26 protein-coding genes are annotated in these 26724 nt (G+C 70.0%); 16 read left to right on the top strand and 10 right to left on the bottom strand.

Annotated features, from left to right (window positions below; translation table 11 throughout):
- The first annotated feature begins 24 nt into the window (after positions 1–24).
- The 4 genes from gatC to ABTX24_RS03565 all read left to right on the top strand — a co-directional run bounded on the left by gatC (position 25) and on the right by ABTX24_RS03565 (position 4198).
- Positions 25–324 carry an Asp-tRNA(Asn)/Glu-tRNA(Gln) amidotransferase subunit GatC gene (gene gatC / locus ABTX24_RS03550; RefSeq protein WP_091049380.1) on the top strand — a complete coding sequence of 100 codons (300 nt, stop codon included), beginning with the start codon at positions 25–27 and terminating at the stop codon, positions 322–324.
- On the top strand, positions 321–1814 hold the full coding sequence (gatA, locus tag ABTX24_RS03555) for an Asp-tRNA(Asn)/Glu-tRNA(Gln) amidotransferase subunit GatA (RefSeq protein WP_350837464.1): 1494 nt from the start codon (positions 321–323) through the stop codon (positions 1812–1814). The genes gatC and gatA overlap by 4 nt, the downstream gene beginning before the upstream one ends.
- Entirely contained in the window at positions 1811–3304 is a 1494-nt protein-coding gene (gatB, locus tag ABTX24_RS03560) for an Asp-tRNA(Asn)/Glu-tRNA(Gln) amidotransferase subunit GatB (RefSeq protein WP_350837466.1), read from the top strand. The genes gatA and gatB overlap by 4 nt, the downstream gene beginning before the upstream one ends.
- A gap of 129 nt (positions 3305–3433) precedes the next feature.
- Entirely contained in the window at positions 3434–4198 is a 765-nt protein-coding gene (locus ABTX24_RS03565) for an NYN domain-containing protein (protein ID WP_350716369.1), read from the top strand.
- Positions 4199–4208: 10 nt separating this feature from the next.
- Here the strand turns inward: ABTX24_RS03565 and ABTX24_RS03570 are convergent, their stop codons facing one another.
- Positions 4209–4856 (bottom strand): hypothetical protein, encoded by a 648-nt coding sequence (locus ABTX24_RS03570; protein ID WP_350837468.1) that lies wholly within the window; start codon positions 4854–4856, stop codon positions 4209–4211.
- Between the two features lie 255 nt (positions 4857–5111).
- Here ABTX24_RS03570 and ABTX24_RS03575 point away from each other — a divergent pair, with 255 nt between their 5' ends.
- Positions 5112–6185 carry a prenyltransferase/squalene oxidase repeat-containing protein gene (locus tag ABTX24_RS03575; protein WP_350837470.1) on the top strand — a complete coding sequence of 358 codons (1074 nt, stop codon included), beginning with the start codon at positions 5112–5114 and terminating at the stop codon, positions 6183–6185.
- An 86-nt stretch (positions 6186–6271) separates the two neighbouring features.
- Here the strand turns inward: ABTX24_RS03575 and ABTX24_RS03580 are convergent, their stop codons facing one another.
- The gene (locus tag ABTX24_RS03580) at positions 6272–6400 is read right to left on the bottom strand and encodes a hypothetical protein (RefSeq protein ID WP_350837472.1); all 129 of its coding nucleotides are present in this window, start codon (positions 6398–6400) and stop codon (positions 6272–6274) included.
- Between the two features lie 12 nt (positions 6401–6412).
- On the opposite strand from ABTX24_RS03580, the gene ABTX24_RS03585 reads away from it, so the two are divergent.
- From ABTX24_RS03585 to ABTX24_RS03600, 4 genes are read left to right on the top strand one after another with little or no spacing between them, the layout of a single operon-like run.
- Positions 6413–6802, top strand: coding sequence for a hypothetical protein (locus ABTX24_RS03585; RefSeq protein WP_350837474.1), 390 nt, complete (start codon positions 6413–6415; stop codon positions 6800–6802).
- The gene (locus ABTX24_RS03590; protein WP_350837476.1) at positions 6799–7914 is read left to right on the top strand and encodes a CbiQ family ECF transporter T component; all 1116 of its coding nucleotides are present in this window, start codon (positions 6799–6801) and stop codon (positions 7912–7914) included. The genes ABTX24_RS03585 and ABTX24_RS03590 overlap by 4 nt, the downstream gene beginning before the upstream one ends.
- Positions 7911–9500 carry an ABC transporter ATP-binding protein gene (locus ABTX24_RS03595; RefSeq protein ID WP_350837478.1) on the top strand — a complete coding sequence of 530 codons (1590 nt, stop codon included), beginning with the start codon at positions 7911–7913 and terminating at the stop codon, positions 9498–9500. The genes ABTX24_RS03590 and ABTX24_RS03595 overlap by 4 nt, the downstream gene beginning before the upstream one ends.
- Positions 9497–10279: a GumC domain-containing protein gene (locus tag ABTX24_RS03600; protein WP_160024613.1), complete on the top strand. Its 783-nt coding sequence runs from the start codon at positions 9497–9499 to the stop codon at positions 10277–10279. The genes ABTX24_RS03595 and ABTX24_RS03600 overlap by 4 nt, the downstream gene beginning before the upstream one ends.
- On the opposite strand, the gene ABTX24_RS03605 is transcribed toward ABTX24_RS03600, so the two are convergent.
- The 5 genes from ABTX24_RS03605 to ABTX24_RS03625 all read right to left on the bottom strand — a co-directional run bounded on the left by ABTX24_RS03605 (position 10276) and on the right by ABTX24_RS03625 (position 15898).
- Entirely contained in the window at positions 10276–11199 is a 924-nt protein-coding gene (locus tag ABTX24_RS03605; protein WP_350837480.1) for an alpha/beta fold hydrolase, read from the bottom strand. The genes ABTX24_RS03600 and ABTX24_RS03605 overlap by 4 nt on opposite strands.
- Positions 11196–11453 carry a hypothetical protein gene (locus ABTX24_RS03610; RefSeq protein WP_160024611.1) on the bottom strand — a complete coding sequence of 86 codons (258 nt, stop codon included), beginning with the start codon at positions 11451–11453 and terminating at the stop codon, positions 11196–11198. Before ABTX24_RS03610 ends, ABTX24_RS03605 begins: the two co-directional genes overlap by 4 nt.
- A 118-nt stretch (positions 11454–11571) precedes the next feature.
- A complete protein-coding gene (locus ABTX24_RS03615; protein ID WP_160024610.1) occupies positions 11572–12471 on the bottom strand; it encodes an EamA family transporter in 900 nt (299 codons plus the stop codon).
- Between the two features lie 29 nt (positions 12472–12500).
- Complete coding sequence (locus tag ABTX24_RS03620) at positions 12501–15146, bottom strand: glycoside hydrolase family 65 protein (protein WP_160024609.1); 2646 nt, start codon at positions 15144–15146, stop codon at positions 12501–12503.
- Positions 15143–15898: an HAD family hydrolase gene (locus ABTX24_RS03625; RefSeq protein ID WP_350837483.1), complete on the bottom strand. Its 756-nt coding sequence runs from the start codon at positions 15896–15898 to the stop codon at positions 15143–15145. Before ABTX24_RS03625 ends, ABTX24_RS03620 begins: the two co-directional genes overlap by 4 nt.
- Positions 15899–16026: 128 nt before the next feature.
- Here ABTX24_RS03625 and ABTX24_RS03630 point away from each other — a divergent pair, with 128 nt between their 5' ends.
- From ABTX24_RS03630 to ABTX24_RS03660, 7 genes are all read left to right on the top strand, one after another.
- Positions 16027–17094: a WD40/YVTN/BNR-like repeat-containing protein gene (locus ABTX24_RS03630; protein ID WP_350837484.1), complete on the top strand. Its 1068-nt coding sequence runs from the start codon at positions 16027–16029 to the stop codon at positions 17092–17094.
- A gap of 227 nt (positions 17095–17321) precedes the next feature.
- Positions 17322–18221 (top strand): CapA family protein, encoded by a 900-nt coding sequence (locus tag ABTX24_RS03635; RefSeq protein ID WP_350837486.1) that lies wholly within the window; start codon positions 17322–17324, stop codon positions 18219–18221.
- Positions 18218–19192: a M28 family metallopeptidase gene (locus tag ABTX24_RS03640; RefSeq protein WP_350837488.1), complete on the top strand. Its 975-nt coding sequence runs from the start codon at positions 18218–18220 to the stop codon at positions 19190–19192. Before ABTX24_RS03635 ends, ABTX24_RS03640 begins: the two co-directional genes overlap by 4 nt.
- A gap of 56 nt (positions 19193–19248) precedes the next feature.
- Positions 19249–21096: a dihydroxy-acid dehydratase gene (gene ilvD / locus ABTX24_RS03645; protein ID WP_350716395.1), complete on the top strand. Its 1848-nt coding sequence runs from the start codon at positions 19249–19251 to the stop codon at positions 21094–21096.
- Positions 21097–21101: 5 nt separating this feature from the next.
- Positions 21102–21665, top strand: coding sequence for a pyridoxamine 5'-phosphate oxidase family protein (locus ABTX24_RS03650; RefSeq protein WP_350837490.1), 564 nt, complete (start codon positions 21102–21104; stop codon positions 21663–21665).
- A gap of 91 nt (positions 21666–21756) precedes the next feature.
- On the top strand, positions 21757–22989 hold the full coding sequence (locus tag ABTX24_RS03655) for an MFS transporter (RefSeq protein ID WP_350837492.1): 1233 nt from the start codon (positions 21757–21759) through the stop codon (positions 22987–22989).
- 62 nt (positions 22990–23051) lie between these two features.
- Positions 23052–23753, top strand: a complete 702-nt coding sequence (locus tag ABTX24_RS03660) for a GNAT family N-acetyltransferase (RefSeq protein WP_350837494.1) — start codon at positions 23052–23054, stop codon at positions 23751–23753.
- On the opposite strand, the gene ABTX24_RS03665 is transcribed toward ABTX24_RS03660, so the two are convergent.
- Genes ABTX24_RS03665 through ABTX24_RS03675 form a run of 3 tightly spaced genes read right to left on the bottom strand, consistent with a single transcriptional unit; the run spans position 23750 to position 26723 of the window.
- Complete coding sequence (locus ABTX24_RS03665) at positions 23750–24592, bottom strand: ABC transporter ATP-binding protein (RefSeq protein WP_160024600.1); 843 nt, start codon at positions 24590–24592, stop codon at positions 23750–23752. The genes ABTX24_RS03660 and ABTX24_RS03665 overlap by 4 nt on opposite strands.
- Complete coding sequence (locus ABTX24_RS03670; protein ID WP_350837496.1) at positions 24589–25668, bottom strand: FecCD family ABC transporter permease; 1080 nt, start codon at positions 25666–25668, stop codon at positions 24589–24591. Before ABTX24_RS03670 ends, ABTX24_RS03665 begins: the two co-directional genes overlap by 4 nt.
- A complete protein-coding gene (locus ABTX24_RS03675; protein WP_350837498.1) occupies positions 25665–26723 on the bottom strand; it encodes a FecCD family ABC transporter permease in 1059 nt (352 codons plus the stop codon). The genes ABTX24_RS03670 and ABTX24_RS03675 overlap by 4 nt, the downstream gene beginning before the upstream one ends.
- Position 26724: the final 1 nt, after the last annotated feature.

The following is a 26724-nucleotide window of genomic DNA, read 5'->3' on the forward strand; positions in this document are numbered from 1 at the left end:
GCCGCTGACACCTAGGATGTGCGCATGCCAGAAATCACCCGCGACGAGGTCGCGCACCTGGCCGACCTCGCCCGCATCGACCTCAGCGACGCCGAGCTCGATCACCTTGCCCCGCAGCTGCAGGTGATCCTCGAGTCCGTCGCCTCGATCCAGGGGCTTGCCGGCGACGACGTGCCTGCCACCTCCCACCCGCTTCCGATGACCAACGTCTTCCGTGAGGACGTCGTCGTGCCCGGTCTGACGCCGGAGCAGGCGCTCTCCGGTGCGCCTGCCGTCGAGGAGCAGCGATTCTCGGTGCCGCGGATCCTGGGGGACGAGCAGTGACTCTCATCGAAAAGACCGCCGCGGAGCTGATCGACGCGCTCGCCGCCGGTGAGACCACCTCGGTCGAGCTGACCCAGGCCCACCTCGACCGGATCGCCGCGGTCGACGGCGACGTCCACGCCTTCCTGCACATCGACGCCGAGGGTGCGCTGTCCCAGGCCGCCGCCTCCGACGCGCGCCGGGCCAACGGCGACGCGCTGCACGCTCTCGACGGCGTGCCGATCGCGGTCAAGGACGTGCTGACCACCATCGGCCTGCCGACGACCTGCGGCTCCAAGATCCTCGAGGGCTGGGTTCCGCCCTACGACGCGACCGTCGTCAAGAAGATCAAGGCTGCCGGCCTGCCTATCCTGGGCAAGACCAACATGGACGAGTTCGCGATGGGCTCCTCCACCGAGCACTCCGCGTACGGCCCGACGAAGAACCCGTGGAAGCTCGACCGGATCCCCGGCGGCTCCGGTGGTGGCTCGGCCGCGGCCGTCGCCGCCTTCGAGGCCCCGCTGGCGCTCGGCACCGACACCGGCGGCTCGATCCGCCAGCCGGGTGCTGTCACCGGCACCGTCGGTGTGAAGCCGACCTACGGGTCCGTCTCCCGCTACGGCCTGGTCGCTCTGGCCAACTCGCTGGACCAGGTCGGTCCGGTGACCCGTACCGTGCTCGACTCGGCGCTCCTGCACGAGCTCATCGGCGGTCACGACCCGCTCGACTCGACCTCCACCACGACCCCGGTGACCGGGCTCGTCGACGCGGCCCGCGCCGGTGCGACCGGTGACCTCAAGGGCGTCAAGGTCGGCGTCATCAAGGAGCTCGCCGGCGAGGGCTGGGCGCCCGACGTGATGCGCAAGTTCAACGAGTCGGTCGACCTGCTCACCAAGATGGGCGCCGACGTCGTAGAGGTCTCCACGCCGAGCTTCCAGCACGCGATGGCGGCCTACTACCTGATCCTGCCGGCGGAGTGCTCCTCCAACCTGGCCAAGTTCGACGCGATGCGCTACGGCCTGCGGGTCACCCCCGACGGCGACCCGAGCGCGGAGGACGTCATGAAGGCGTCCCGCGACGCCGGCTTCGGTGACGAGGTCAAGCGCCGCATCATCCTCGGCACCTACGCGCTCAGCAGCGGCTACTACGACGCCTACTACGGTCAGGCGCAGAAGATCCGCACGCTGATCATCGAGGACTTCAAGAAGGCCTTCGAGCAGGTCGACGTGCTGGTCTCGCCGACCTCCCCGTCGACCGCGTTCCCGCTGGGCGCGAAGCTCGACGACCCGCTCGCCATGTACGCGCAGGACCTGGCCACCATCCCGGCCAACCTGGCGGGCACGCCCGGCATCTCCATCCCGGCCGGGGTCTCCGACGTGGACGGGCTGCCCGTCGGCGTACAGCTCCTGGCTCCGGTCCTGGAGGACGCCCGTCTCTACCGCGTCGGTGCCGCCCTCGAGGGCGCCGTCGGCCAGGTGCTCTCGATCGACAAGCTGGAGGTGGCCCGATGACCGAGACATTGGTCGGTTTCGACGAGGTGCTGGAGCGCTACGACCCGGCGATGGGCCTCGAGGTCCACGTCGAGCTCAACACCAACACCAAGATGTTCTGCGGCTGCCCGGCGACGTTCGGCGGCGAGCCCAACTCCCAGGTCTGCCCGACCTGCCTCGGCCTGCCCGGCTCGATGCCGGTCGTGAACGCCAAGGCCGTGGAGAGCGCGATCCGGATCGGTCTGGCCCTGAACGGGGAGATCGCGGAGTGGTGCCGGTTCGCCCGGAAGAACTACTTCTACCCGGACATGCCGAAGAACTTCCAGACCTCGCAGTACGACGAGCCGATCGTCTACGACGGCTACCTCGACGTCGAGGTCGAGGGGGAGACCTTCCGGGTCGAGATCGAGCGCGCTCACATGGAGGAGGACACCGGCAAGACCACCCACATCGGTGGCGCGACCGGCCGCATCCACGGCGCCGACTACTCCCTGGTCGACTACAACCGGGCCGGCATCCCCCTGATCGAGATCGTCACCCGCCCGATCCTCGGCACCGGTGCCAAGGCGCCGCTGGTGGCGAAGGCCTACGTCGCCGCGCTGCGCGAGATCCTGCTGGGTCTGGGTGTTTCCGACGTACGCATGGACCAGGGCTCGATGCGCTGCGACGTCAACCTGTCGCTGTCCCCGAAGGGCTCGGGCAAACTCGGCACCCGCACCGAGACGAAGAACGTCAACTCACTGCGCTCGGTCGAGCGGGCCGTACGTTTCGAGATGTCGCGCCACGCCGGGATCCTCGACGCGGGGGAGGCGATCTTCCAGGAGACCCGCCACTTCCACGAGGACACCGGCACCACCTCGGCCGGCCGGGCGAAGTCGGACGCCGACGACTACCGCTACTTCCCCGAGCCCGACCTCGTCCCGGTCGCGCCGTCGCGCGAGTGGGTCGAGGAGCTGCGAGCGAGCCTGCCGGAGCGCACCGCTGACAAGCGGGCCCGCCTGCAGGTCGAGTGGGGCTACTCCGACCTGGAGATGCGCGACGTCTGGGCCGCCGGCGCGCTGTCGCTGATCGAGGCGACGGTCGCCGAAGGTGCCTCCGCACAGGCCGCTCGCAAGTGGTGGATGGCTGAGCTCTCCCGCAGCGCCAACGACCGTGGCGTCGAGCTCGCCGAGCTCGGTGTCACCCCGGTGCAGGTCGCCGAGGTGCAGAAGCTGGTCGACGCCAAGACGCTGACCGACAAGCTGGCCCGTCGGGTCTTCGAGGGTCTTCTCGCTGGTGAGGGCACAGTTTCCGAGATCATCGACGCCCGCGGGCTCGCCGTGGTCTCCGACGACGGCGCGCTCGGCGCAGCCGTCGACGAAGCCATCGACGCCCAGCCCGCGGTCGCCGAGAAGATCCGCGGCGGCAACCAGGCCGCAGCCGGTGCGCTCATCGGCGCGGTCATGAAGGCGACCGGCGGAAAGGCCGACGCCAAGCGTGTCCGCGAGCTGATTCTGGAGAAGCTCTCCTAGGACCCGCCGAGTCGGCTCGTTCTGACAGCAAACTCCGCCGAGTCGGCGCGTCATGACGCGCCGACTCGGCGGTGGTTTTGGTCAGGATGAGCCGACTCGGCGACGGGGTGCACTGGCAGACTGTCCGGCGTGACCGTGACCGAGCCCTTCCGCATCGCACTGCTCATCGACGCCGACAACGCGCCTGCCTCGAAGATCGACGACATCTTGAACGACCTGGCCGAGTACGGCGAGGTGACGATCCGGCGGGCCTACGGCAACTGGACGAAGTCCGAGCTCAAGGGCTGGATCGAGGAGCTGCACGATGCCGCGATCAGGCCGATGCAGCAGTTCGACCTGACCGCGCACAAGAACGCCTCCGACATGGCGCTCGCGATCGACGCGGTCGAGCTGCTGCATGCGGCGATCCCGGACGCGTTCGCGCTGGTCTCCTCCGACTCCGACTTCACCCCGCTGGTGCACTACCTGCGGGAGAAGGGCCGCGCGGTCTACGGCTACGGCCGGGAGAAGACGCCGGCGCCGTTCAAGAGCGCCTGCACCCGGTTCACGGTGGTGGAGAAGCTCGGCGGCTCCGAGGAGGAGACCGAGGCCGACACCGAGCCCGGGACCACGCGCACCCGCAAGCAGTCGTCCTCGGCGACCAACGGGCAGGCGCTGAAGCGCAACGCCCGGTTGATCCAGCTGTTGCGCAACTCCATCGCCGCGGCCGCCGACGACGACGGCTGGGCCCTGGTCGGCACCGTGGTCTCCCGCATCCGCAACCAGTCCTCCGAGGACCCGCGCAACTACGGGTACGCCACCTGGACCAAGCTCATCAAGGCGATCGACCTCTTCGAGCTCAAGGACGAGGGCACCTCCGCGATCGCGGTCAGCGACAAGCGCACCAAGAAGTGACGTACGTCTTCTAGCGCCTGGCCACCGAGTCGTCGGCTGCTTTCGGGCGGGCGCACTTGATCCCCTTGGGCACGGACCCGTGGAGGTGCTTCAGCGCGGCCTTGAAGTCGCGGCAGCGCTCGGTGTCCTCCTCCTTGTTGCGGGGGTAGCCGATCGCCGCATTGACCCCACCCATGTCGAGAGCGTCGGCGAGCGGGTTGATGTCGCGGGCGACGGTCCAGTACCACCGCGAGATCGGCGCGCTGTAGTCCAGCGACCGGGCGAGCTCGGGGCGGCGGCGTAGGTCGATGTCGAAGTAGGCGCCGGCGTCGGTGTAGTTGGCCTCGCCGGTCAGCTGGATGTAGCCGCGGCCGGTGAACTTCCGCTTGTCGCGGCCCTTGGCGTCGTGGTGGAAGGAGCTCTCGTTGGCGAGCGTGGTCAGATACGCCGCCTGCCGGTAGGCGGTGGTGATCCCGGCATCGGCCATCGCGCGGTTCAGGCTCGGCAACCCGGTCTCGACGGTGCTCCGGTCACCGACCTTCTCGCCGAACATGGCGACCAGATCGGCGTACGTGACCGATGTCCGTGCCTCCTGCGCGCCGGCCGTCGCGGTCGGGGGAAGGGCGAGAAGGGTGGCCGAGATCGATGCTGCGACAAGGCCGAGAATCCTGTGGCGCATGGGGACAGAGTGACTGCTCGACGGCGATCCCGCAAGAGGCCCCCGCCCGGCATAGGATGGGGCGTCTCAATCAACACACGCCGTGGTGGGGGAAGCCGGTCGAATCCCGGCGCTGACCCGCAACCGTAGGCCCAGGCACCGAGAGTGTCCTGAGCGAGCCGGAGCACCTGCCGACGGACGCGTACTGACCTGACGCTGTCGTGGAAAGCAGCGGGTCGGCCCTGGGCCTTCCCGACGAACAGCGCGGAAGGAACCATGAAGAAGACCGTCCTCGGTGGCATCGCCGCCACCCTCGCCCTCACCTCGCTCGCCGGCTGTGGCGAGAAAGCCGTCGAGGAGGGGGAGAAGCCCACCTACGACGCCAAGGTGTCCACCTCGGTGGCCGACTGGCTCGTCGCCCAGGCGCCGGAGGGCGTGGCCCGCAACGCGCAGTACGGCACCGACGACTTCGGGCTCAGCGCCGACATCGGGATCGCGCTGGCTGAGGTCGGCGGCTACGACGAGGAGATCTCCACGATCGCCGCGGCGGTGATGGAGAACAAGAAGGCCTACACCTCGCCCGGGTTCGGCACCGTCACCTCGGCCGGGGCCACCGCGAAGGCACTGGTCCTCCAGCAGAACGTCGACGCCTCCGACCCCGGTCTGCTGAAGCAGCTCGAGGGCACGGTCGCCGAGAACGGCCGTATCGCCGACGAGCTCGACCCCAAGAACAAGAAGGCGGCCGACTACTCCAACACCATCGGACAGTCGTACGCCGTATGGGCACTGAACAACGCCGAGAGCGAGAAGGCCGCGGCGGCGACGGAGTTCCTGGCCGGGCAGCAGTGCGAAGAGGGGTGGTTCCGGGTCACCTTCGCGGCCGACCCCACCGCCGCTGACCAGACCTGCGACGCCGACCCGAAGGCCGTCCCGGACGCCGACGCCACCGCGTTCGCGCTGATCGCCCTGTCCGGGGTCGCATCCCCGGAGGCTGAGAAGGCCGTCGAGGCCGGCGTGGACTGGCTGAAGGAGACCCAGGCGGAGGACGGGTCGTTCAAGGCGGCCACCGGCAACATCGCCAACTCCAACACCACCGGCCTGGCCGGGTGGGCGTTCGGTCGCGCCGGTGAGACCGACGCCGCGGAGAAGGCGGCCAGCTGGGTCGCCGACCACGTCGTGACCTGTGGCGACGACGTCGGCGCGGTGGCCTATGACGACGCCGCGCTGACCGAGGGCAACACCAAGGGCCTGACCAAGGAGTCCGAGGGGATGTACCGCCTCGCCGCCGCCCAGGCGCTGCCGTCGCTGGTCTTCCTACCCAAGGATGCGACCGCGAAGAGCTCGTGCTGATCCTGCGGTCCGCTGCGGTGGCTCTGGCGATCCTCGCCGGGGCCACCGCCCCCGTCTTCACGTCCGTCTCCGCCGTCTCCGCGTCGTCAGCTCAGGCGTGCGACGGGGTCACCGTCGTCGTCGAGCCCAACGCTCTGGGTGGCGACCCCGAGGTCACCTGTGTCCAGCCCGAGGAGGGTGACACCGGTGCCGACCTCTTCGAGAAGGCGGGACATCCACTCACCTACGTGACCTCGATGCCCAGCGTCGTATGTCGCATCGATGAGCGGCCGAAAGCCGCCGGTTGCGCCCAGATGCCGCCTGCTGACGCGTACTGGTCGCTGTGGATCACCGACGATTCGGGGGCCTGGAGCTACGCCTCCAGAAATGTTACCGAAATCAGCGTGACCTCCGGGCAGGGTGTTGCGTTCACGTGGATAGACGACGATGTCGTTACCGCTCCGGCGACGGAGCTTGGGGATGCTGTGGGGGCGCCCTCAAGCCCGTCGCCGGAGTTATCTCCGGAGGAGCCGACGGAATCGGCCTCCGAGACCGAGCATCTGCCCGCCTGGGTCGCGCCCGCGGGGATCGCCGCACTCTTCACCGTCGCTGGTGCCGTGTGGTGGCGCCGGCGATGAGCGCCATGCTTCGTACGGCCGCGGTCGCGCACCTGCCCCGTGATCTGCACCCTGTCGCCTGGTGGGTGTGGGCGATCGGCATGGCTGCGTACGCCTCCTTCACCATCAACCCGCTGCTGCTCCTGCTCGTGGTCGGGGTGGTGTCGGTCGTGGTCGCCGCCCGTCGTGGCGAGCAACCGTGGGCGAAGGCGTTCCGGCTCTACATCGGCCTCGCGGTGTTCATCGTCGTGACCCGGGTGCTCTTCCGGGTGCTGCTGGGCGCCGTTCCGGGGCACGTGATCCTCGACCTGCCCGAGATCCCGCTCCCGGAGTGGGTGCTCGGGATCCGGCTGCTCGGGCCGCTCACCCGCGAGGCGCTGCTGGCCGGTCTCTATGACGGGATGCGGCTGGGCGTCATCGTGATCTGCGTCGGCGCGGCCAACGCGCTGGCGAACCCGAAGCGGCTGCTGCGCTCGCTGCCGCCGGCGCTCTACGAGATCGGCACCGCTGTCGTGGTCGCCGTGACGGTGCTGCCGCAGCTGGCCGAGTCGGTGCAGCGGGTGCGCGCCGCGCAACGGCTGCGTGCCGGTGCGACCGGAAACGTCAGGCGCCTGCGCCGCTTCCTGGTGCCGGTCCTCGAGGACGCCCTGGAGCGGTCGATGGCCCTGGCGGCGGGCATGGACACGCGGGGCTACGGACGTACGGCCGGCGTCCCGGTCGCCACCAGGCGGATCACCTCGGCGCTCATGCTGGTCTCGCTCGTCGGGCTCTGCGCCGGCGTCTACGCGGTGCTGGACGGCACCACGCCAGGCTGGCTGGCCGCCACCATGCTCGCGCTCGGCGTCGGCGCCGCCGCCGGTGGGCTGGCGCTCGCCGGCCGCCGGGTGACGCGGACCGTCTACCGACCCGACCGATGGCGCTGGCCGGAGGTCGTGGTGGCTCTGAGCGGGATCATGGTCGGCGCCGTGGGCTGGTGGGTCGCCCGCTACCAGGTCCCGGTCGCCTTCCCGGGCGTGAGTACCGTCCCGGACGTCACGCTGATCGCCATGGCCGGTGTGCTCGTCGGACTGGTCCCGGCCGTCGCCGCCCCGCTACCGGCATCATCGCTCGTTGACCAGGAGGCAGTCGCATGATCGAGCTGCGAGGCATCACGTTCACCCCGCCCGACTCCTCCGAGCACGTGCTCAAGGACGTCGACCTCACCATCGAGGAGGGCGAGCTGCTGCTCGTCTCCGGCCCGACCGGCTCGGGGAAGTCGACCCTGCTCGGCGTGCTCGCCGGCCTGGTGCCGCGCTTCTCCGGCGGCGTGCTCGACGGTGACGTGCTGCTGGACGGCGCCTCGATCGTCCGTACGCCGCCGCGCGAGCGCGCCGGGATCATCGGCTACGTCGGGCAGGACCCGGTGGCCGGGTTCGTCACGGACACGGTCGAGGAGGAGCTCGCCTACGGGATGGAGCAGCTCGGCCTCCCGCCGGCGACGATGCGGCGCCGGGTCGAGGAGACCCTCGACCTGCTCGGCATCGCCGAGCTGCGGCAGCGGTCGCTGCATACCCTCTCGGGCGGGCAGCAGCAGCGCGTCGCGATCGGCTCGGTGCTCACGACCCACCCCCGGGTCGTCGTGCTGGACGAGCCCACCTCCGCACTCGATCCCACGGCCGCCGAGGACGTGCTCGCCACCATCACCCGGCTGGTCCACGACCTCGGCACCTCCGTCGTCCTCGCCGAGCACCGGCTCGAGCGGGTCGTACCGTTCGCCGACCGCATCGCGCTCCTCGTCGGCGACGGCTCCGTCGCCGTCGGCGACCCCGCTGAGGTCCTGAAGACCTCGCCCATCGTGCCGCCGCTCGTCGAGCTCGGCCGTGAGCTCGGCTGGTCGCCGCTGCCGCTGACCGTGCGGGATGCGAGGCGGCGGGCGCGGGGGTTGGAATCCCCGGTTAACCGGGTATCCATGCACTTCTCCGGCAATGCAACGCCAGAGAAGCGACGGAAAAGCCTGAGAAGTTCCGCGCTGACCGTCACCCGAGGACGTACGCCGGTCCTGCACGACGTCTCGATCGAGCTGCCCGCGGGGCGGGTGACGGCGCTGATGGGACGCAACGGCTCGGGCAAGTCGACGCTGCTGTGGACACTGCAGGGGACCCAGAAGCGGCTGGCCGGATCGGTGGACGTCGGCGGCAAGGATCCGGCGGCCCTCGACCCCGACGAGCGACGCGAGCTCGTCGGGCTGCTGCCGCAGACCGCGGCCGATCTGCTCTACCTGGAGACGGTCGCTGAGGAGTGCGACGCGGGTGGCCCGCGGACCAGGGAGATCCTGGACAGCCTCGTCCCCGGCATCCCCGACGGCCAGCACCCGCGCGACCTCTCCGAGGGCCAACGCCTGGCTCTGGCGCTGTCGCTGATCCTGAGCGCCGACCCGCCGGTCGTGCTCCTCGACGAGCCCACCCGCGGCCTCGACTATGCCGCCAAGCACGCTCTGTCCGAGATCCTGCGCGAGCTCACCGAGGCCGGCAAGGCGGTCCTGGTGGCGACCCACGACGTCGAGTTCGTCGCCGAGGCCGCCGACGACGTGGTGGTCCTCGCCGACGGCGAGGTGGTCTCCGCCGGTGACGTACGCACCGTCACCGCGGAGTCGCCGGCGTTCGCGCCCCAGGTGAGCAAGGTCTTCGGCCCGGGCTGGCTGAACGTACGCGAGATCGTCGAGGCGGTGGGCGAGAGATGATCAGGTTCACGCCCCGCACCGCGGTCCTGCTCGCGATCATCTCCGTGGCCGGGTTGATGATGTTCGGCTGGCCGCTGCTGCTCCACGGCTACGACCGGGTGCAGCCTCCGTTCATCTTCCTGGCGCTGATTCCGCTGATGCTGGTGGTGCTGCTGAGCGAGCTCTCCACGGGCGGGATCGACACTCGGATGATCGCGGTACTCGGCGTGCTCAGCGCGATCGAGGCCGTCCTGCGCGCGGTCTCCGCCGGCACCGGCGGGGTGGAGCTGGTCTTCTTCATGCTCATCCTCGGCGGCCGGGTCTTCGGTCCGGCCTTCGGGTTCGTCCTAGGCTGCACCAGCCTGTTCGTCGCGGCGCTCGTCACCGCGGGCGTCGGCCCCTGGCTGCCCTACCAGATGCTCGGCGCCGCCTGGGTGGCGATGGGGGCCGGGCTCCTGCCGCGCGCGAGCGGCCGCCGGGAGATCGGGCTGCTGGCGGCGTACGGGATCTTCGCCTCGTACGCCTACGGGCTCCTGCTCAACCTGCAGGGCTGGCCGTTGCTCACCGGCGTCACGGTGCCCGGCGCGAGCGGCAACCTCTCCTACGAACCCGGTGCCGCGCTCAGCGAGAACCTGGCCACGTTCCTGCGCTACACCCTGGTGACCTCGACCAGCAGCTGGGACACCGTGCGCGCGATCACCACCGCGGTCGCCATCGCCCTGCTCGGTCCTGCCGTCCTCGCCACCCTGCGCCGCGTCGCCCGCCGGGCCACCGTCACCGGCGTCGTCTCGGCGCCCTAGACGCGCTGGTGCTCGGAGACCCGGGTGAGAAAGCCGAGCAGCAGCTGGTGGACACGGTCGGGCTGCTCCATCTGTACGAAGTGGGTGCCCTCGAGCTCGACGAAGGTGCCGTTCTTGACCCCGGCGGCGACCTTCGACATGTGACGCGCACCGGCGATGAGGTCGCGGGTGCCCGCGACCAGCACGACTGGCACCTTGATCCGGCGCAGCGAGACCGGGCGGCGCTGGGAGGTGCGCAGCGCGAGGTGGAAGTACCACTCGACCGGGGTGGTCAGGAACTCCGCCAGCGCGGCCGCGGCGAGCTCGGGATCAGGGACCTTGCCGATCAGGCCGGCCTTGGAGAACACCTCGATCGCTCGCGGGCCGAGCTCCAGGCGCGCCGCCAGGGGAGTGATCAGGGAGCCGGTGCGACACAGCACCTTCGAGGCGGTGCGGGTCACGATCGCGGCCGCCGGGGCGGGCAGCCGCAGAGGCCCCAGCATCGACTTGAACGTGTCGCCGGGCACCCCGGCGACACCGAAGATGCCGGAGACCCGCTCGGGATGGTCCGCGGCCAGCTCGAACGCGGTGTTGACCCCGATCGACCAGCCCATCACGACCGGCCGGGAGAGCGCGAAGGCGTCCATCACCGACAGCGCGTCCTCGGCGAAGTGCCTCGAGGTGGTCTGCTCGGGATCCTTCGGCCGCGCCGAGCCAGAGGTGCCGCGGTGCTGCCAGGAGACGACGCGTACGCCGCACGAGGTGTGCAGCAGCGCCGGCCAGTTCCAGGGGCTGGTGCCGAGGCCGTTGCACAGCAGCACCGTCGGCCCCTCGATCACGCCTTCGGGGTCGTTGGTCCACGCGCGGATCAGGGTGCCATCGTCGGAGAGCACGTCCCGGAACGCGACCGTCGACTCGGCCATCGCCCGTGGAATGCTCATGCAGACATTCTCTCCGAAGCAAGCAGCTGGAGATAGTTCTGCACATCCTCACGCTCGGCACGACGCAGCAGGATGGCCTCCTCGGCGGCCTTGGCGTTGTGCCGGGCGACGAGCTGGGAGGCGACCGGCCAGGCGAGCAGAAGCTGGATCGGTCGTAGGAACGGACCGACCATTCGCCCCGCGGTGCGAGCGGCGAGGAGGGCGGCGACTTGGGCGACGGCAGCGGTGTGTACGGGTGCGGTGATGGTCGACAACGGAGCAACTCCAAGGACTGGCGGGGACCGGGCGGCGAGGGGGAGTTGTCACCGAACTGTAGTGACCTCAACGTTCGGAGTCAGTGACGTTCCGATGTCGCTTGTGTGAAACACGGCACTACACCGGGGTGGACTCCGCCGGCACGTGATGTTCGGGCTTGCCGGTGCGCGTCGCGCCCGCGGAGGCGACCACGACACACGCGATGGCCAGCCACTGCAGGACAGAGAGCCCCTCGTGGAGGATCAGGATCGCGGCCAGCGCGCCGGCGGCCGGCTCCAGCGACATCAGGATCGCGTACAGCCCCGACTTGATCGAACGCAGGGCGACGAGATCGAGGGAGTAGGGGATCACCGAGGACATCAGGCCCACCATCAGCCCGACCAGCCACACGTGCGGAGAACCCAGCCCGTCGGCGTACGCCATCGCCGCAGGCGTCAGCGCCACCGCCGCGACCGTGGAGGCCAGAGCGAGCCCGTCGAGCCCCTCCCACCGCGCTCCGGTCGCCTTCGACAGCACGATGTACGCAGCCCAGCAGGCCCCCGCGAGCAGCGCGAACAGCACGCCCACGATCGAGATCCGACCGGGCTCGAGACCGAGCAGCACCACCCCTGCGGCTGCCAGCGCGACCCAGACCAGGTCGCGGGCGCGCCGCGAGGTGACCAGCGCGATCGTGAGCGGGCCGATGAACTCGATGGTGACCGCGATCCCGATCGGCAGTCGGGCGAAGGACTGGTAGATGGCCCAGTTCATCAGCCCGAGCGAGGCCCCGAAGGCGATCACGACGAGCCAGTCGCGGCGCGCGAGGCCACGGACCCGGGGCCGGGTGATCGCCAGCAGGATCAGCGCGGACAGAGTCAGTCGCAGCCACACCATGGCCGTCGGGGTGACCTCGTCGAAGAGCGACTTGGCGAAGGTCGCGCCGACCTGCACCGACGCGATCCCGATCAGAACCAGGACGACCGGGTGGGCCAGCCTCGCCCGGAGAGAGCCTCCACCGGTTGAGAAGCGTGTGACCACCCGGTCAGTCTAGGACCACGTAAAGACCGCTACTGCGCCGAGTCCGTCTGCGAGACGTTGGAGAGGTTGATGGCCCTGTTGGCCTCCTCCGCGAGCCGCTCGGACCCACGCCGCGACTCCTGCGGGACCATCGCATGCTCGACGTGGTCCTGCTCGTAGAGCTCCGGCGGGATCGGCGGGGGCACGGTGGCCGTGATCCGCGATCCGTCGGGGCGGATACCGCCGTGCGGCTCCTCGTCGAGGTGGGTGCCGATCCGCGGCCCCTGGTCGGCGAGCGGCACGATGACCGGCGAGCCCTTCGAGACCACGAACTCCTCCCCGCGGACGCTGATCGGGATGTCGTACTCCTCGCCCGGGGTGTCCACGACGGTGAACACGATCTGGTCGCTGGTCAGCGCGACCTGCATCCGGGTCGAGTGCCACTGGACCCGGAAGACCAGCGAGCCCCACTGGACCGGCAGGCGCGGGTCGAAGGAGAGCTTGCCGTCGTAGTCGCGCATCCCGCCGAAGCCGAACGCCAGACCGCCCCACACGCCGCCGGTGGAGGCGATGTGCATCCCGTCGACGGTGTTGCCGTGCATGTTGTGGAGGTCGACGTAGAGCGCGTCGTAGAAGTAGCGGAGCGCGTCGTCCTGGTAGCCCACCTCGGCCGCCACGATCGACTGCACGACGGCCGACAGCGTCGAGTCGCCGGTGGTGATCGGGTCGTAGTACTCGAAGTCGGCCCGCTTCTGCTCAGGGGTGAACCGGTTGCCCTGCTGGAAGAGGGCGAGCACCACGTCGGTCTGCTTGAGCACCTGGAACCGGTAGATCACCAGCGGGTGGTAGTGCAGCAGCAGGGGACGTACCTCGTCCGGGGTGTTGGGCAGGTCCCACACCTCGCGGTCGAGGAAGTTGTCGTCCTGCGGGTGGATGCCGAGCCCCTCCTCGTAGGGGATGTGCATCGCGGCCGCGCAGCGACCCCACTCCTCGACCTCGTCGGGCGAGATGTCGAGCCGGCCCATGACCTGCGCATACTCGCGCGGATAGTCCGCCCGGAGCATCTCGATGGTCTCGACGGCCTTCTCCAGGTTGTAGCGGGCCATCACGTTGGTGAACAGGTTGTTGTTGACCACCGTGGTGTACTCGTCCGGCCCGGTCACGCCGTGGATGTGGAAGGACGGCTCGCCGTTGTGGCGCCAGAAGCCGAGGTCGGCCCACATCCGCGAGGTCTCGACCAGGATGTCGACACCCTCGCGGATGAGGTAGCCGATGTCACCGGTCGCGTAGACGTACTTCATCAGCGCGAAGGCGATGTCGGCGTCGATGTGCACCTGCGCGGTGCCGGCCGCGTAGTAGGCCGAGGCCTCCTGCCCGTTGATGGTGCGCCAGGCGAACAGCGCCCCCTTCGCGGCCATCTCCGAGGCTCGCTGCCGGGCCGCGGGGAGCATCACCGAGCGGGCGTGCATCACGTTGCGGGCGACCTCGGGCTGGGTGTAGCAGAGGAACGGGATGACGTAGCACTCCGTGTCCCAGAAGTAGTGCCCCTCGTAGCCCGAGCCGGTGACCCCCTTCGCAGGGACGCCGAGACCGTCGGTGCGGGCGGTCGCCTGGGCCAGCGAGAACAGGTTGAACCGGATCGCCTGCTGGGCCGCGGCGATGTCCTCGTCGTCCTCCGTACGGGCGGCGGAGATCTCGACGTCGGCGGCGGACCAGAACTCGTCGTACCAGGTGCGCTGGTCGCGCTCGAAGTGGCTGACGCCCAGGCGGATCGCCCGGTCGAGCGTACGTCCGCAGCGGTCGGCCAGCTCGCGCACCGGCACTCCACGGGAGGTGTGGTAGGCCACGGTCTTCTGCAACCGCAGCGTGCTGCCCTCGGTCGCGTCGACCCGGAAGACCGTCTTGGCCAGGTCGTCCTCGGCGCGGACGACGGTCTCGACCGGGTCCGGCGTCTCGATCTGGTGGGCGGCGCTGACCGCGATCGTCATCCCGGAGTTGGCACACCGGTAGCCGAGGGTCATCTGCTCCTCGTCGGCGACCGACATCTGCGGGAGCAGGACGCGGGTGTCGAAGGCGGAGGCCTTGCGCGGGTCCATGCCCTCGCCCAGCGCCGCCGACGGCACGTGGTACTCGTCCTTGCCGTCTTGCCGGTTCAGCAGCTGGGAGGAGACCACGATCGGCGCCGCGCCGCTCAGCATCGTGATCTCGAGGGTCTGGATCGAGAGGTGCCGCTGCGTCATCGACACCATCCGGGTCGACTTGATCGCGACCCGCTTGCCCGAGGGCGTACGCCACACCAGATGCCGCCGCAGCACACCCTCGCGGAAGTCGAGCACCCGCTCGTACTCCTCCAGGTCCGAGGTGCCGAAGGTCAGCGGCTCGTCGTCGACGTAGATCTTCATGATCTTGGCGTCGGGGGCGTTGACGATGGTCTGGCCTGTCTTGGCGAAGCCGTAGGCGTTCTCGGCGTGGCGGATCGGCCAGGTCTCGTGGAACCCGTTGATGAAGGTGCCGTGCGCGTAGGTCGGGCGACCTTCCTCGGGGGTGCCACGCATGCCGAGATAGCCGTTGGCGACGCTGAAGATCGTCTCGGTCAGGCCGAGGTCGTCGGGGGAGTAGCTCGTCTCCACCAGCCGCCACGGGTCGATGGGGTAACGGGCCCGGTCCAGGGGGTTCGGGCCGACGTTGGTTCTCACTGCTGTGCTCCTCGAGCAGGGTCGTCTGGGACAAGTTCAGCAAGGTCGGAAACGACGAGACTGGCGCCGGCGGCCGTGAGGGTGTCGTGGCCGGCGCCACGGTCCACCCCGACGACGAGCGCGAAATCTCCTGCCTTGCCGGCGCGCACCCCGGAGACGGCGTCCTCGAGGACGACGGCCTCGCTCGGGGTGGCTCCGAGGACCTTACCGGCGTAGACAAACGTGTCCGGTGCAGGCTTGCCGGGAAGACCCTGCTCTTCTGCGACGGCTCCCGACACGACCGTCTCGAAGCGGTCCAGCAGCCCCGCCGCCTTCAGCACTGTCGGCGCGTTGACCGACGAGGACACCACGCCGAGCCGGACGTCGAGGGTGGTCAGATAGTCCAGGAAGCGCACCGAGCCGGGGTAGGCCTCGACGCCGTCGCGTTCGAGCACCATGTTGAAGGCGTTGTTCTTCCGGTTGCCGAGACCGCAGACGGTCTCGAGCTCGGGCGCGTCGTCCGGGGTGCCCTCGGGAAGCCGGATGTCGCGGGAGGCGAGGAAGTCGCGGACGCCGTCGTAGCGCGGCTTGCCGTCGACGTACGCGAAGTAGTCCTGGTCGGTGTAGGCCGGCGCACCCGGGGTCTTCTCCTGCAGGTAGGCGTTGAACATCTCCTCCCATGCACGCATGTGCACGACCGCGGTCGGCGTGATCACGCCGTCCAGGTCGAAGAGGATCGCGGTGAACGTCTCCCAGGCAACAGGTCTGGTCATGACTTCAGGCTAGGGGCTGGGCGGCCCAGGCCGAAGAATCAGGCCCCGCTCGCGGTGGTGTTTTCCCTCACCGTTCTTTCGCCGAAATCTCCTGGCCACAGAAGCCGGGCGGGTGGATGCTGGAAGACATGGGTACGCAGCTGCTGGTTGGGACCCGCAAGGGTCTGTGGATAGGGCGCTCTGACGACGCCCGGCAGGACTGGGACTTCACCGGTCCGCACCATGACATGGAGGAGATCTACTCCGCCATGCTCGAGCCCGGGACCGGGCGAGTCCTTGCCGGATGCTCCTCGCTGTGGCTGGGTGCGCTGGTGCGCGCCTCGGCCGACGGTGGCGAGACCTGGACCGAGACCTCGATGTCGTTCCCCGAGGACGTCGACGCGAGCCTGGCCCGGGTCTGGCAGCTCCAGCCCGGCCTCCCGGAAGGCACGATCTGGGCGGGTGTCGAGCCCGGCGCGATCTTCCGGTCCCGTGATGGTGGGGCGAGCTTCGAGCTGGTGCGCGGGCTGTGGGACCACCCGCACCGCACCGAGTGGAACGAGGGCTTCGGCGGGCAGGCGTTCCACACGATCCTGCCGCACCCGACCGACCCCGACTCGGTGACCGCGGCGATCTCGACCGGCGGCGTCTACCAGACCCGCGACGGCGGGGAGACCTGGGAGGCCCGCAACAACGGCATCATCGCGGTCTTCCTGCCCGAGGGGCAGCAGTACCCCGAGTTCGGCCAGTGCGTCCACAAGGTCGCCCGCCACTCCTCCCGTCCCGAGCGGCTCTACCTGCAGAACCACGGTGGCGTCTACCGCTCCGACGACGAGGGCCTGTCCTGGAAGTCCATCGCCGACGGGCTGCCCACCGACTTCGGCTTCGCGATGGTCGTCCACCCGCAGGAGCCCGACACGATCTTCACCTTCCCGATCGGCGCCGGCGAGTCCCGCTACCCACCGGAGGCCAAGCCGATCGTGTGGCGCTCGCGCGATGCCGGGGACCACTGGGAGGCGCTCGACAAGGGCCTGCCCGACCACTTCTACGTGGGCGTCATGCGCGACGCGATGTGCGCCGACGACCACGAGACCGCCGGGGTCTACTTCGGTGCCCGCAACGGCTCGGTCTGGGCGTCTGCCGACGCCGGCGAGACCTGGCGCGAGATCCTCCGCGACATCCCCGACGTGCTGGTGGTCAGGGCCGCGAAGATCTGAGGCGCACGGATCCGTAGCGTGTTGCCGTCCTCGATGCGGTCGGTCGAGGCTGCACAGGATCCTTGGTCTGGGGGCATGCTGGAGGTATGGGATGCCACTGGCTCACCGCCGTGCTCGTATGCGCGCTGTCCGCCTGTGGCGCCGGCACACCAGTCGGGTCCTCAACGACGCGGCCCCCGCCCTCGTCCTCGTTGGTTCCGGCGCCCACCCTTTCTGCGGAGCCGCGAGTGCGGCTGACCGTCGTCGGGGATCTGATGCTGACCCGCGGGGTGCCCGATGCGGCGGCGGCGCTGGCTCCGATGCAGGCTCGCTTGGCGGGCGCTGACATCACCGTAGGCAATCTCGAGTCGACGTTGTCGAAAGCAGGGAGCCCGACTCAGGGTGGGGATTCCTTCGGTGCTGGGCCGGAGGTGCTGCGGCCTCTGCGGGAGGCCGGTTTCGATGCGATCTCGTTGGCGAACAACCACACAGGTGACTTCGGCGACCGGGCGCTGACGGAGACGGTCGAGGCGTCATCGGGGGCAGGGATCGTGCCGTTCGGGGCAGGGCGGGATCTCGACGCGGCTGCCCGGCCGGCCGTGCTGGAGAGAGCCGGGATCACCTTCGCGTTCCTGGGGTTCAACGCGATCGGCGAGACGCCCCGGGCGACGAGGAGCGACCCGGGCGCCTTCTCGGTGCGGATGCCGCCACGTACGGGTCCTCTCGTCGATGCCGACCTGCGCCGGGTCGAGCGTGAGGTCCGAGCCGCCGAGAAGGTTGCCGACGTCGTGGTGGTGCTGCCGCACTGGGGTACGCAGTACACCCATCGCCCCGAGGCAGTCCAGCGCCATGTCGCCCGTCGTCTCGTCGCTGCCGGGGCGGATCTTGTCGCCGGCGGCCACCCGCACTGGGTCCAGCCGCTCGAGCGGGTCGGCGGCGTACCGGTCATCCACTCGCTCGGAAACTTCGTCTTCGACATGGACTTCATGTCCCAGACGATGGAGGGCGTCGTTCTCGAGGCGACCTTCCGCGGCGCCACGCTGGAGGATCTGAACCTCGTGCCCTACCGGATGGATCCTGAGACGTTTGCTCCACGCGTGGTGGGCGGTCGTGAGGCGGCCCGGATCCTTGGGCAGGCGAGGCCATGATCCGTCGTATCGCGTTCGCGGCCGGGTCCCTCCTCGTCCTCACCGGGTGCGGTGAGGCGTCACCGACCCCCGAGACCTCTCCGACAACAACCGCGACAGCGCCGGCCACCGCGGCCAAGCCCTCGCCCACCCCGAGCGAGACCCAGGCCGCCCCGCCATTGGCACCCGAGCAGCTCCGCGTCGGGACAGCGACCGACGCCGTACGCCATCTGGCGGGTGAGATCGGCCCGAGACCCGGGACGTCGCCCGCTTACCATCGAGCCGCAGCCTGGGTCGAGGGACAGCTGGCAGGGTTCGGCTGGCAGGTGCACCGACAGCGGTTCCAGACGCCTGCCGGAGTCTCGTGGGGCATCCCGGTCCGCGCGGGGGAGTCGGTCAACCTGGTCGCCGACAGAGGAGACGTACGCCCCGGGCAGCCGTGGCTCCTGGTCGGTGCCCACCTCGACACCGTGCCGCAGGCACCGGGTGCCGAGGACAACGCGTCCGGCGTGGCTGTGCTGCTGGCGATCGCCGAGACGGCCGCAGGACGGTCGACGAGGGTGCCGGTGCGGTTGGTCGTCTTCGGCTCCGAGGAGCCGCGAGGTGAGACCGACGGCGACCACCACTACGGCTCTCGCGCGTATGTTGCGTCCCTCACGCCCGTCGAGCGCAGAACGCTGGCCGGCATGGTCTCACTGGACCGGGTCGGCGTAGGGGACGCTGTCCCGGCGTGCGGCGCACGCCCAGGACTCGACCGCACCCTGGCGAGCCTCCGAGCGGCGGCAAGGCGCGCGAAGGTGCCGACCACCGGCTGCTCCCAGACCCCCAACCGTTCCAGCGACCACTGGTCCTTCGTACGGGCGGGCCTGCCCGGCGTGCGCCTCGGTTCGACTCCATACGCCGCCTACCACTCACCCGCCGACACACCCGACGTCGTCGACCCGGCCCAGCTCGTGCGCACCGGCCGGATCATGCTTGCGTGGCTCGCCTGACGTCCGCGGTTCGTCGCTGGTCGAACGATCCACCCGAACCGGTCTAGCCTTCTGGCATGCCCACTCTTCGCTCCGCAACCTCGACCTCGGGCCGCAACATGGCGGGTGCCCGCGCGCTGTGGCGCGCGACCGGCATGACCGATGACGACTTCGGCAAGCCGATCATCGCGATCGCCAACTCGTTCACCGAGTTCGTACCCGGCCATGTCCACCTCCGTGACCTCGGCAAGATCGTCGCCGAGAAGATCCAGGAGGCCGGGGGAGTGGCCAAGGAGTTCAACACGATCGCCGTCGACGACGGCATCGCGATGGGCCACGCCGGGATGCTCTACTCGCTGCCGAGCCGTGAGCTGATCGCGGATGCGGTCGAATACATGGTGGAGGCGCATCGCGCCGACGCGATCGTGTGCATCTCCAACTGCGACAAGATCACCCCCGGCATGCTGCTCGCCAGCCTGCGCCTCAACATCCCGGTCGTCTTCGTCTCCGGCGGCCCGATGGAGGCCGGCAAGACGGTCGCCGTCGAAGGCCTGGTCCACGACAAGCTCGACCTGGTCGACGCGATGGTGCTCTCGGTCAACGAGGCGGTCAGCGACGAGCTGCTCGACACGGTCGAGCGCTCCGCCTGTCCGACCTGCGGCTCCTGCAGCGGCATGTTCACCGCCAACTCGATGAACTGCCTCACCGAGGCCATCGGCCTCAGCCTGCCCGGCAACGGGTCGACCCTGGCCACCCACGCCAAGCGCCGGGCGCTCTTCGAGGAGGCCGGCCGGACGATCGTCGAGCTGTGCCGCCGCTACTACGAGGAGGGCGACGAGTCCGTCCTGCCGCGGAGCATCGCCAACCGGTCCGCGTTCGAGAACGCGGTCGCCCTCGACGTCGCCATGGGCGGCTCGACCAACACCGTTCTGCACCTGCTCGCGGCCGCGCGTGAGGCCGAGCTCGACTTCAACGTGCACGACATCGACGCGATCTCGCGTCGGGTGCCGTGCCTGAGCAAGGTCGCGCCTAACAGCCCGAAGTACCACATGGAGGACGTCCACCGCGCCGGCGGCATCCCTGCCCTGCTCGGCGAGCTGCGCCGCGGCGGCGCGCTCAACGAGGACGTCCACACCATCCACTCCGACACCATCGACGAGTGGCTCGGCACCTGGGACATCCGCGCCGAGAACCCCAGCCAGGAGGCGCTCGACCTCTTCCTCGCCGCACCGGGCGGGGTGCGTACGACCGAGGCGTTCTCCACCGAGAACCTCTGGGCGAGCCTGGACACCGACGCCGCCGAGGGCTGCATCCGCGACTTCGAGCACGCCTACTCCGCAGACGGCGGGCTGGCGATCCTGTCGGGCAACATCGCCCCCGACGGCTGTGTCGTGAAGACCGCCGGGGTCCCCGACGACTGCCTGACCTTCACGGGCACCGCGATCGTCTTCGAGTCCCAGGACGCCGCGGTCGAGGGCATCCTCGCCAAGAAGGTCGAGGCCGGCCACGTCGTGGTGATCCGCTACGAGGGTCCGAAGGGCGGGCCGGGCATGCAGGAGATGCTCTACCCGACCTCGTTCCTCAAGGGCCGCGGCCTGGGCCAGAAGTGCGCGCTGATCACCGACGGCCGCTTCTCCGGCGGCACCAGCGGCCTCTCGATCGGCCACGTCTCCCCGGAGGCGGCCGGCGGCGGCCTGATCGCCCTGGTCGAGGACGGCGACCCGATCTCCATCGACATCCCGAACCGCTCGATCTCCCTCGACGTCGACGACCTCGTCCTCGACCAGCGTCGCGCCGCTCAGGAGAAGCGGGACAAGCCCTACACCCCGGCCAACCGCGACCGTAAGGTCTCCGCGGCTCTGCGGGCGTACGCCTCGATGGCCACCTCGGCCTCCGACGGCGCCTACCGCCTCGTGCCGGAGTAACGGGCGTGGGAAAGGTTCATGCCCGCGTCGAGGGCCGGCTGCGGGAGTTCGTCGATCGTCAGGTCGTCTTCTTCGTAGCCACCGCACCGCTCTCCGACGAGGGCCACGTCAACCTGTCGCCCCGGGGCATCCCGGGCACCTTCGGGATGCTGGACGAGCTCACCTTCGCGTGGCTTGACGGCACCGGGAGCGGCAGCGAGACGATCGCGCACCTGCGTGAGAACGGCCGGATCACGGTGATGTTCTGTGCCTTCGACGGGGCGCCGAACATCGTCCGCTTCCACGGGCGCGGCCGGGTCGTGACCCGCTACGACGAGGAGTACGCCGACCTGGCCGGCCGCTTCACGGACCTTCCCGGTGCCAGGGCGGTCGTCGTCGTGGACATCGAGCGAGTCTCCGACTCCTGTGGCTACGCCGTACCGCTGATGTCCTACGTCGGCGAGCGCGACCTGCTCCCGGCGTACTTCGAGCGCAAGGGGGTCGAGGGCTCGGCCGAGTATCGGCGCCGGAAGAACCTGGCCAGTCTCGACGGGCTCCCGGCATTCGACTTCGACCCGGCATCCGAATAGCCGTCTCCGCAGCTGTCGAAACGGACGCCATCCGTTCGTGGCATGGGTGAGGGGCCGACACGGCGGCCCACCTGATGCGGGAGTGGTTGCGATGTCGAATCAGAAGTCGGCTCGGTGGAAGCGGAATCTGCTGGTCTTCCTCGGCGGCCAGACGGTGTCGTCGTTGGGATCGATGATCGTCGGGTACGCGGTGATGTGGCACCTCACGGTCGAGACCGGGTCTGCCGCGGTGCTGACCCTGAGCGTCGCGGCCGGGATGCTGCCGCAGGCGGTGGTGTCGGTCTTCGGCGGCGTATGGGCCGACCGGCATTCGCGCAAGCTGTTGATCATCGGGGCCGACTCGGCGATCGCGGTGGCGACCTTGGTGCTCGCGCTGCTGATGCTGAGCGGTGTCGGTGACCTGTGGATGATCTTCGTCGCGATGGCGGTCCGCTCGGCGCTGGCCGGGATCCAGGGGCCGGCGGTCAACGCCATGCTCCCGCAGATCGTCCCGGCCGAGCACCTGATGCGGGTCAACGGGACCCAGCAGACGATCCAGTCGGGGATGATGCTGTTCGCGCCGGCGGTGGCCGCCGCGGTCTACGCGAGCACCGGCATCGTCGCAGTCTTCTTCATCGACGTGGTCACGGCCGTGGCCGGCGTACTCCTGCTGCTTCTGGTGCCGGTGGCGCGGATGGTCCGCTCGACCGAACCGGTGAGCTACTTCGGCGACCTCCTCGCCGGGGTGCGGTACGTCCGGGGGAACGCCTCGGTGCGCTGGGTGATGGGCCTCGTGGCCGTCGTCATGTTCATGGCGGGCGCCCCGGCGCACCTCACGCCGCTGATGATCACGCGCAGCTTCGGCGACGAGGTCTGGATGCTGAGCGTCAACGAGCTGTTCTGGAGTGTCGGGATGGTCGTCGGCGGCGCGCTGATCGCCATCTTCGGGCCCAAGGTGAAGCGCCGGGTGCGGCTGATGGTGGCCGCCTCGGTCGGTGTCGGGGTGCTCGTCATCGGGCTGGGCGTCTCCACCGACTTCTGGGTGTTCTCGGTCGCCGGCCTGGTGATCTGCATCCTCTTCCAGACGCTGCTGGTGCCCGCCGCGACGGTCCTGCAGGAGCAGGTCGAGGACTCGATGCGCGGCCGGGTGTTCGGGTTCTACGGGATCGTCATGTCGGTGTCGATGCCGGTCTCGATGATCGTCTTCGGGCCGCTCGCGGACAGGTTCGCGGTGGAGTCGGTGATGGTCCTGGCCGGGGTGCTGCTCCTGGGCTGCCTGGTCGGGATGCTCGCCCTCGGCAGCGCCCGGCGCTCGCTCGCCACGGTGGACGCGGCCGCCTCCTGAGTGCCGCGTCCTGAGAACAGCCTCCTGAGCAACGGTCACGGCGGTCGGAGACAATGACCGCCGTGACCGATTTCTCCTATCCCGCAGGTGCTGTCGTCGAAGGCTGGAAGGCGCGGCCGTGGCCCGAGCCGGTGACTCTCGAGGGAAGCTACGTCCGGGTCGCGCCGCTCTCGTCGGCGCAGTACTCGGACCTCTACGCCGCGGTCTGTGGCCCCGACGACGCCGACCTGTGGACCTACCGGCCGATCACCATGCCGACCTCGCTGCAGGACCTGTGGATGCACCTGGCGGGGCTCGTCGACGCGGCCGACGTCGTGCCGTTCGCGTTCGTCCCGAAGGAAGGCGAGGGAGAGGGCAGGGCGAGCGGTGTCGCGGGCTTCCACGCGATCAACCCGGCGAACGGAAGCATCGAGGTGGGCGGGGTGCTCTTCGGGTCCGCGCTGGCCCGCACCAGGGCCGCGACCGAGGCGATCCACCTCCTCATGCGGCACGCGTTCGACACGCTGGGATACCGGCGCTTCGAGTGGAAGCTCGACTCGCTCAACGAACCGTCCCGGCGAGCCGCGGAACGACTCGGGTTCAGCTACGAGGGCAGGTTCCGCAACCACATGGTGGTGAAGGGCCGCAACCGCGACACCGACTGGTTCTCGGTCGCCGCGGAGGAGTGGCCGAAGGTGCGCGAGAGCCACGAGCGCTGGCTCGCGCCGGAGAACTTCGACGAGCAGGGCCGCCAGCTCAGCCGGCTCCGGCCGAAGGTCGGCTAGGGCGCGTCCACCGCCACCACGTGGTGGCGCCCCATCGGCAGCATGAGCGGCTTGTCCGAGACGGGGTCCTGGATGATCGTGCTGCGCATGCCGAAGACGTCCCGCACGAGCTCGGGGACCAAGACCTCATGAGGCCGGCCGGCGGAGTGCAGGCGGCCGTCGTGCAGCGCGATGAGATGGTCGGCGTAGCGTGCCGCGAGGTTGAGATCGTGGAGCACCATCACGATCGTGGTGCCGGCGCTGCGGTTGAGGTCGGTCAGCAGGTCGAGCACCTCGACCTGGTGGCTGATGTCGAGGAAGGTGGTGGGCTCGTCGAGGAGCAGCACCTCGGTCTCCTGCGCGAGCGCCATCGCGATCCAGACCCGTTGCCGCTGCCCACCGGACAGCTCGTCGACGGTGCGACCCATCAGATCGACGGTGTCCGTGGCACGAAGCGCAGCGGTCACCGCACGGTCGTCGGCCTCCGACCATCGCGCCAGAACTCGCTGGTGCGGGTGCCGGCCGCGGCCCACCAGCTCGCCGACGGTGATCCCCTCGGGCGCGATCGGCGACTGCGGCAGCAGGCCCATCCGACGGGCGAGCTGCTTGGCGGGAGTCGCGTGAACCTCCTTGCCGTCCAGGAGCACGCGGCCGGTCCGAGGCGGCAGCAGCCGCGTCATCGAACGAAGCAGCGTCGACTTTCCGCAGGCGTTCGGGCCGACGATGGCGGTGACCTCGCCCGGGGCGATGACGAGATCCAGGTCGTGCACGACCTCGCGGTCGCCGTAGCCGAGAGTCAGCTTCTCGATCTCAAGGCGCGGCGGGCCGTCGGGCTGGTCAGCGGGCTGGTTGGTGGTCACAGAGTGCCTCCGACTCGGTTGACACGGACGATGAGGTAGAGGAGATACGGGGCGCCGAGGATGCCGGTGACGACGCCGACCGGCAGCCGGGTCCCAAAGGCGTACTGGCCCGCGAAGTCGGCGACCAGGGTGAGCAGCGCGCCGACCAGGGCCGCCGGAACCAGGAGAGAGCCCCGGGAGCCGACCACCCGGGCGGCGATGGGCCCGGACAGGAGAGCGAGGAACGCGATCGGCCCGGACGCAGCCGTCGCGACGCACACGAGTCCGACAGCGGCGACGATGGTGAGCAGCCGCGTGCGTTCGATGCGTACGCCGAGCGCGGAGGCCGCGTCGTCACCGAGCTGTGCGGCGGCGAGGGCACGGGTCTGGAGGAGCACGGCGCCGCCCAGCACGACGACCGCCGTGAGGACCACGAGGACGTCGCGCCACAGTGCTCCGTTCAGGCTGCCGGTCAGCCAGCGCAGCGCCTCGGCGAGCTGGAAGTTGGTGGCGCGCTCGAGCTGCCAGGCGATGACGCTCTGCATCATCGCGGCCACGCCGATTCCGATGAGGATCAAGCGTGTGCCGGCAGCGGTGCCGCGCCGATAGGCCAGCAGGTAGATGGTGAGCGCGACGCCCACCCCCGCCGCGACCGCGACCCACGAGACGACGAGGCCGCCGAGCGAGAAGCTCACGATGGCGACGGCCGCGGCCGCGCTCGCGCCCTCGGTGACGCCGATGACGTCGGGGCTCGCGAGCGGGTTGCGCAGCAGGGTCTGGAAGGTGACGCCCGCCAGGCCGAAGGCGATCCCCACCAGCAGGGCGAGGGTGGCTCGGGGCAACCGCAGCCGTCCGACGATGAACTCGGCACCGCCGGCGTCGTCGCCGAACACGACACCAGCCACCTCGGCGAGTCCGTAGGTGGTCGACCCCAGCATCAAGCTGCCGAGGTAGGCGCCGGCCACGAGTGCCGCCAGAAGGGCGATCAGCTGGCGACGCCGGCGCTCACGGCTCCGCCGTGCCGCGACGACCCGGCGCAGATCTGCGTCGGCGTCGCCCGCGGCCTCGGACCCGATGACGTACGGAGAGAGACTCACAGCTCACGCACCTTGGCCTGCCGGACGACCGCGATGAGGACCGGCGCTCCGACGAGGGCGGTGATGATCCCGACGTCCACCTCGGTCGGAGGGGCGATGACTCGTCCGAGGACGTCCGCGACCAGCAGCAGGACGGCGCCGCCCATCATGCTGAAGGGCAGCAGCCAGCGGTGGTCGGTCCCGATGAGGAGCCGGCCGAGGTGTGGCACGACCAGCCCGACGAACGCGATCGGACCGGTGATCGCGGTGGTGGCTCCGGCGAGCGTGACGGCGCCGGCGGCGGCCAGCAGCCTGGTCCGGTTCACGTGCTCGCCGAGGCCGGAGGCGAGGTCGTCGCCGAGGCCGAGCATGTTGAGGCCGCGTACGCACCACAGGCACAGCAGGGCGCCGACGAGGAGGAACGGCGCCATCATCCACAGCTTGTCGTCGGTGGCTCCGCCGACGCCGCCGACCTGCCACGAGACCACGTTCTCCGAGATGTCGGGTCGCGGGAGGACGACCGCGGTGACGAAGGAGGACAGCGCGGCGGCGGTGGCGGCGCCGGCGAGGGTGAGCTTGAGCGGCGTGGCCCCGCCTCGGCCCAGAGATCCGACCGTCCACACGAACGCCGATGCGAGGGCTGCGCCGAGGACGGCGACCCAGATGTAGCTGGTCGGGGAGACCAGACCGAACCAGGCGATGCCGCTGACGACGGCTAGCGAGGCGCCCGTGTTGACCCCCAGGATGCCGGGGTCGGCCAGGGGGTTGCGAGTGATGCCCTGCAGCACCAGACCCGATACCGCCAGCGCGGCTCCCGCGACGGCGGCCAGCACGGTACGTGGCACCCGCTTGGCGACAGCGGCCTGCGCGAATCCCTCTGCCTGGCCGGAGATCCCGGCCCAGATGTCGGCCCAGGACACCTCGCGCGAGCCCATGATGATGGAGGTGGCCGAGGCCGCCATCACTGCCGCGGCGAGCACGAGCAGCGCCAGGCTCCGCGTCCGCCGGGTGCCCCGCAGCTGGGCTGCGGGGTCGGCGGGCGCGGAGTCCCTGCGGCTGGTGAGAGACGTCGTCATC

Origin of the sequence: Nocardioides sp. NPDC127514 (assembly GCF_040302125.1) — a bacterium.
Classification (GTDB): domain Bacteria; phylum Actinomycetota; class Actinomycetes; order Propionibacteriales; family Nocardioidaceae; genus Nocardioides.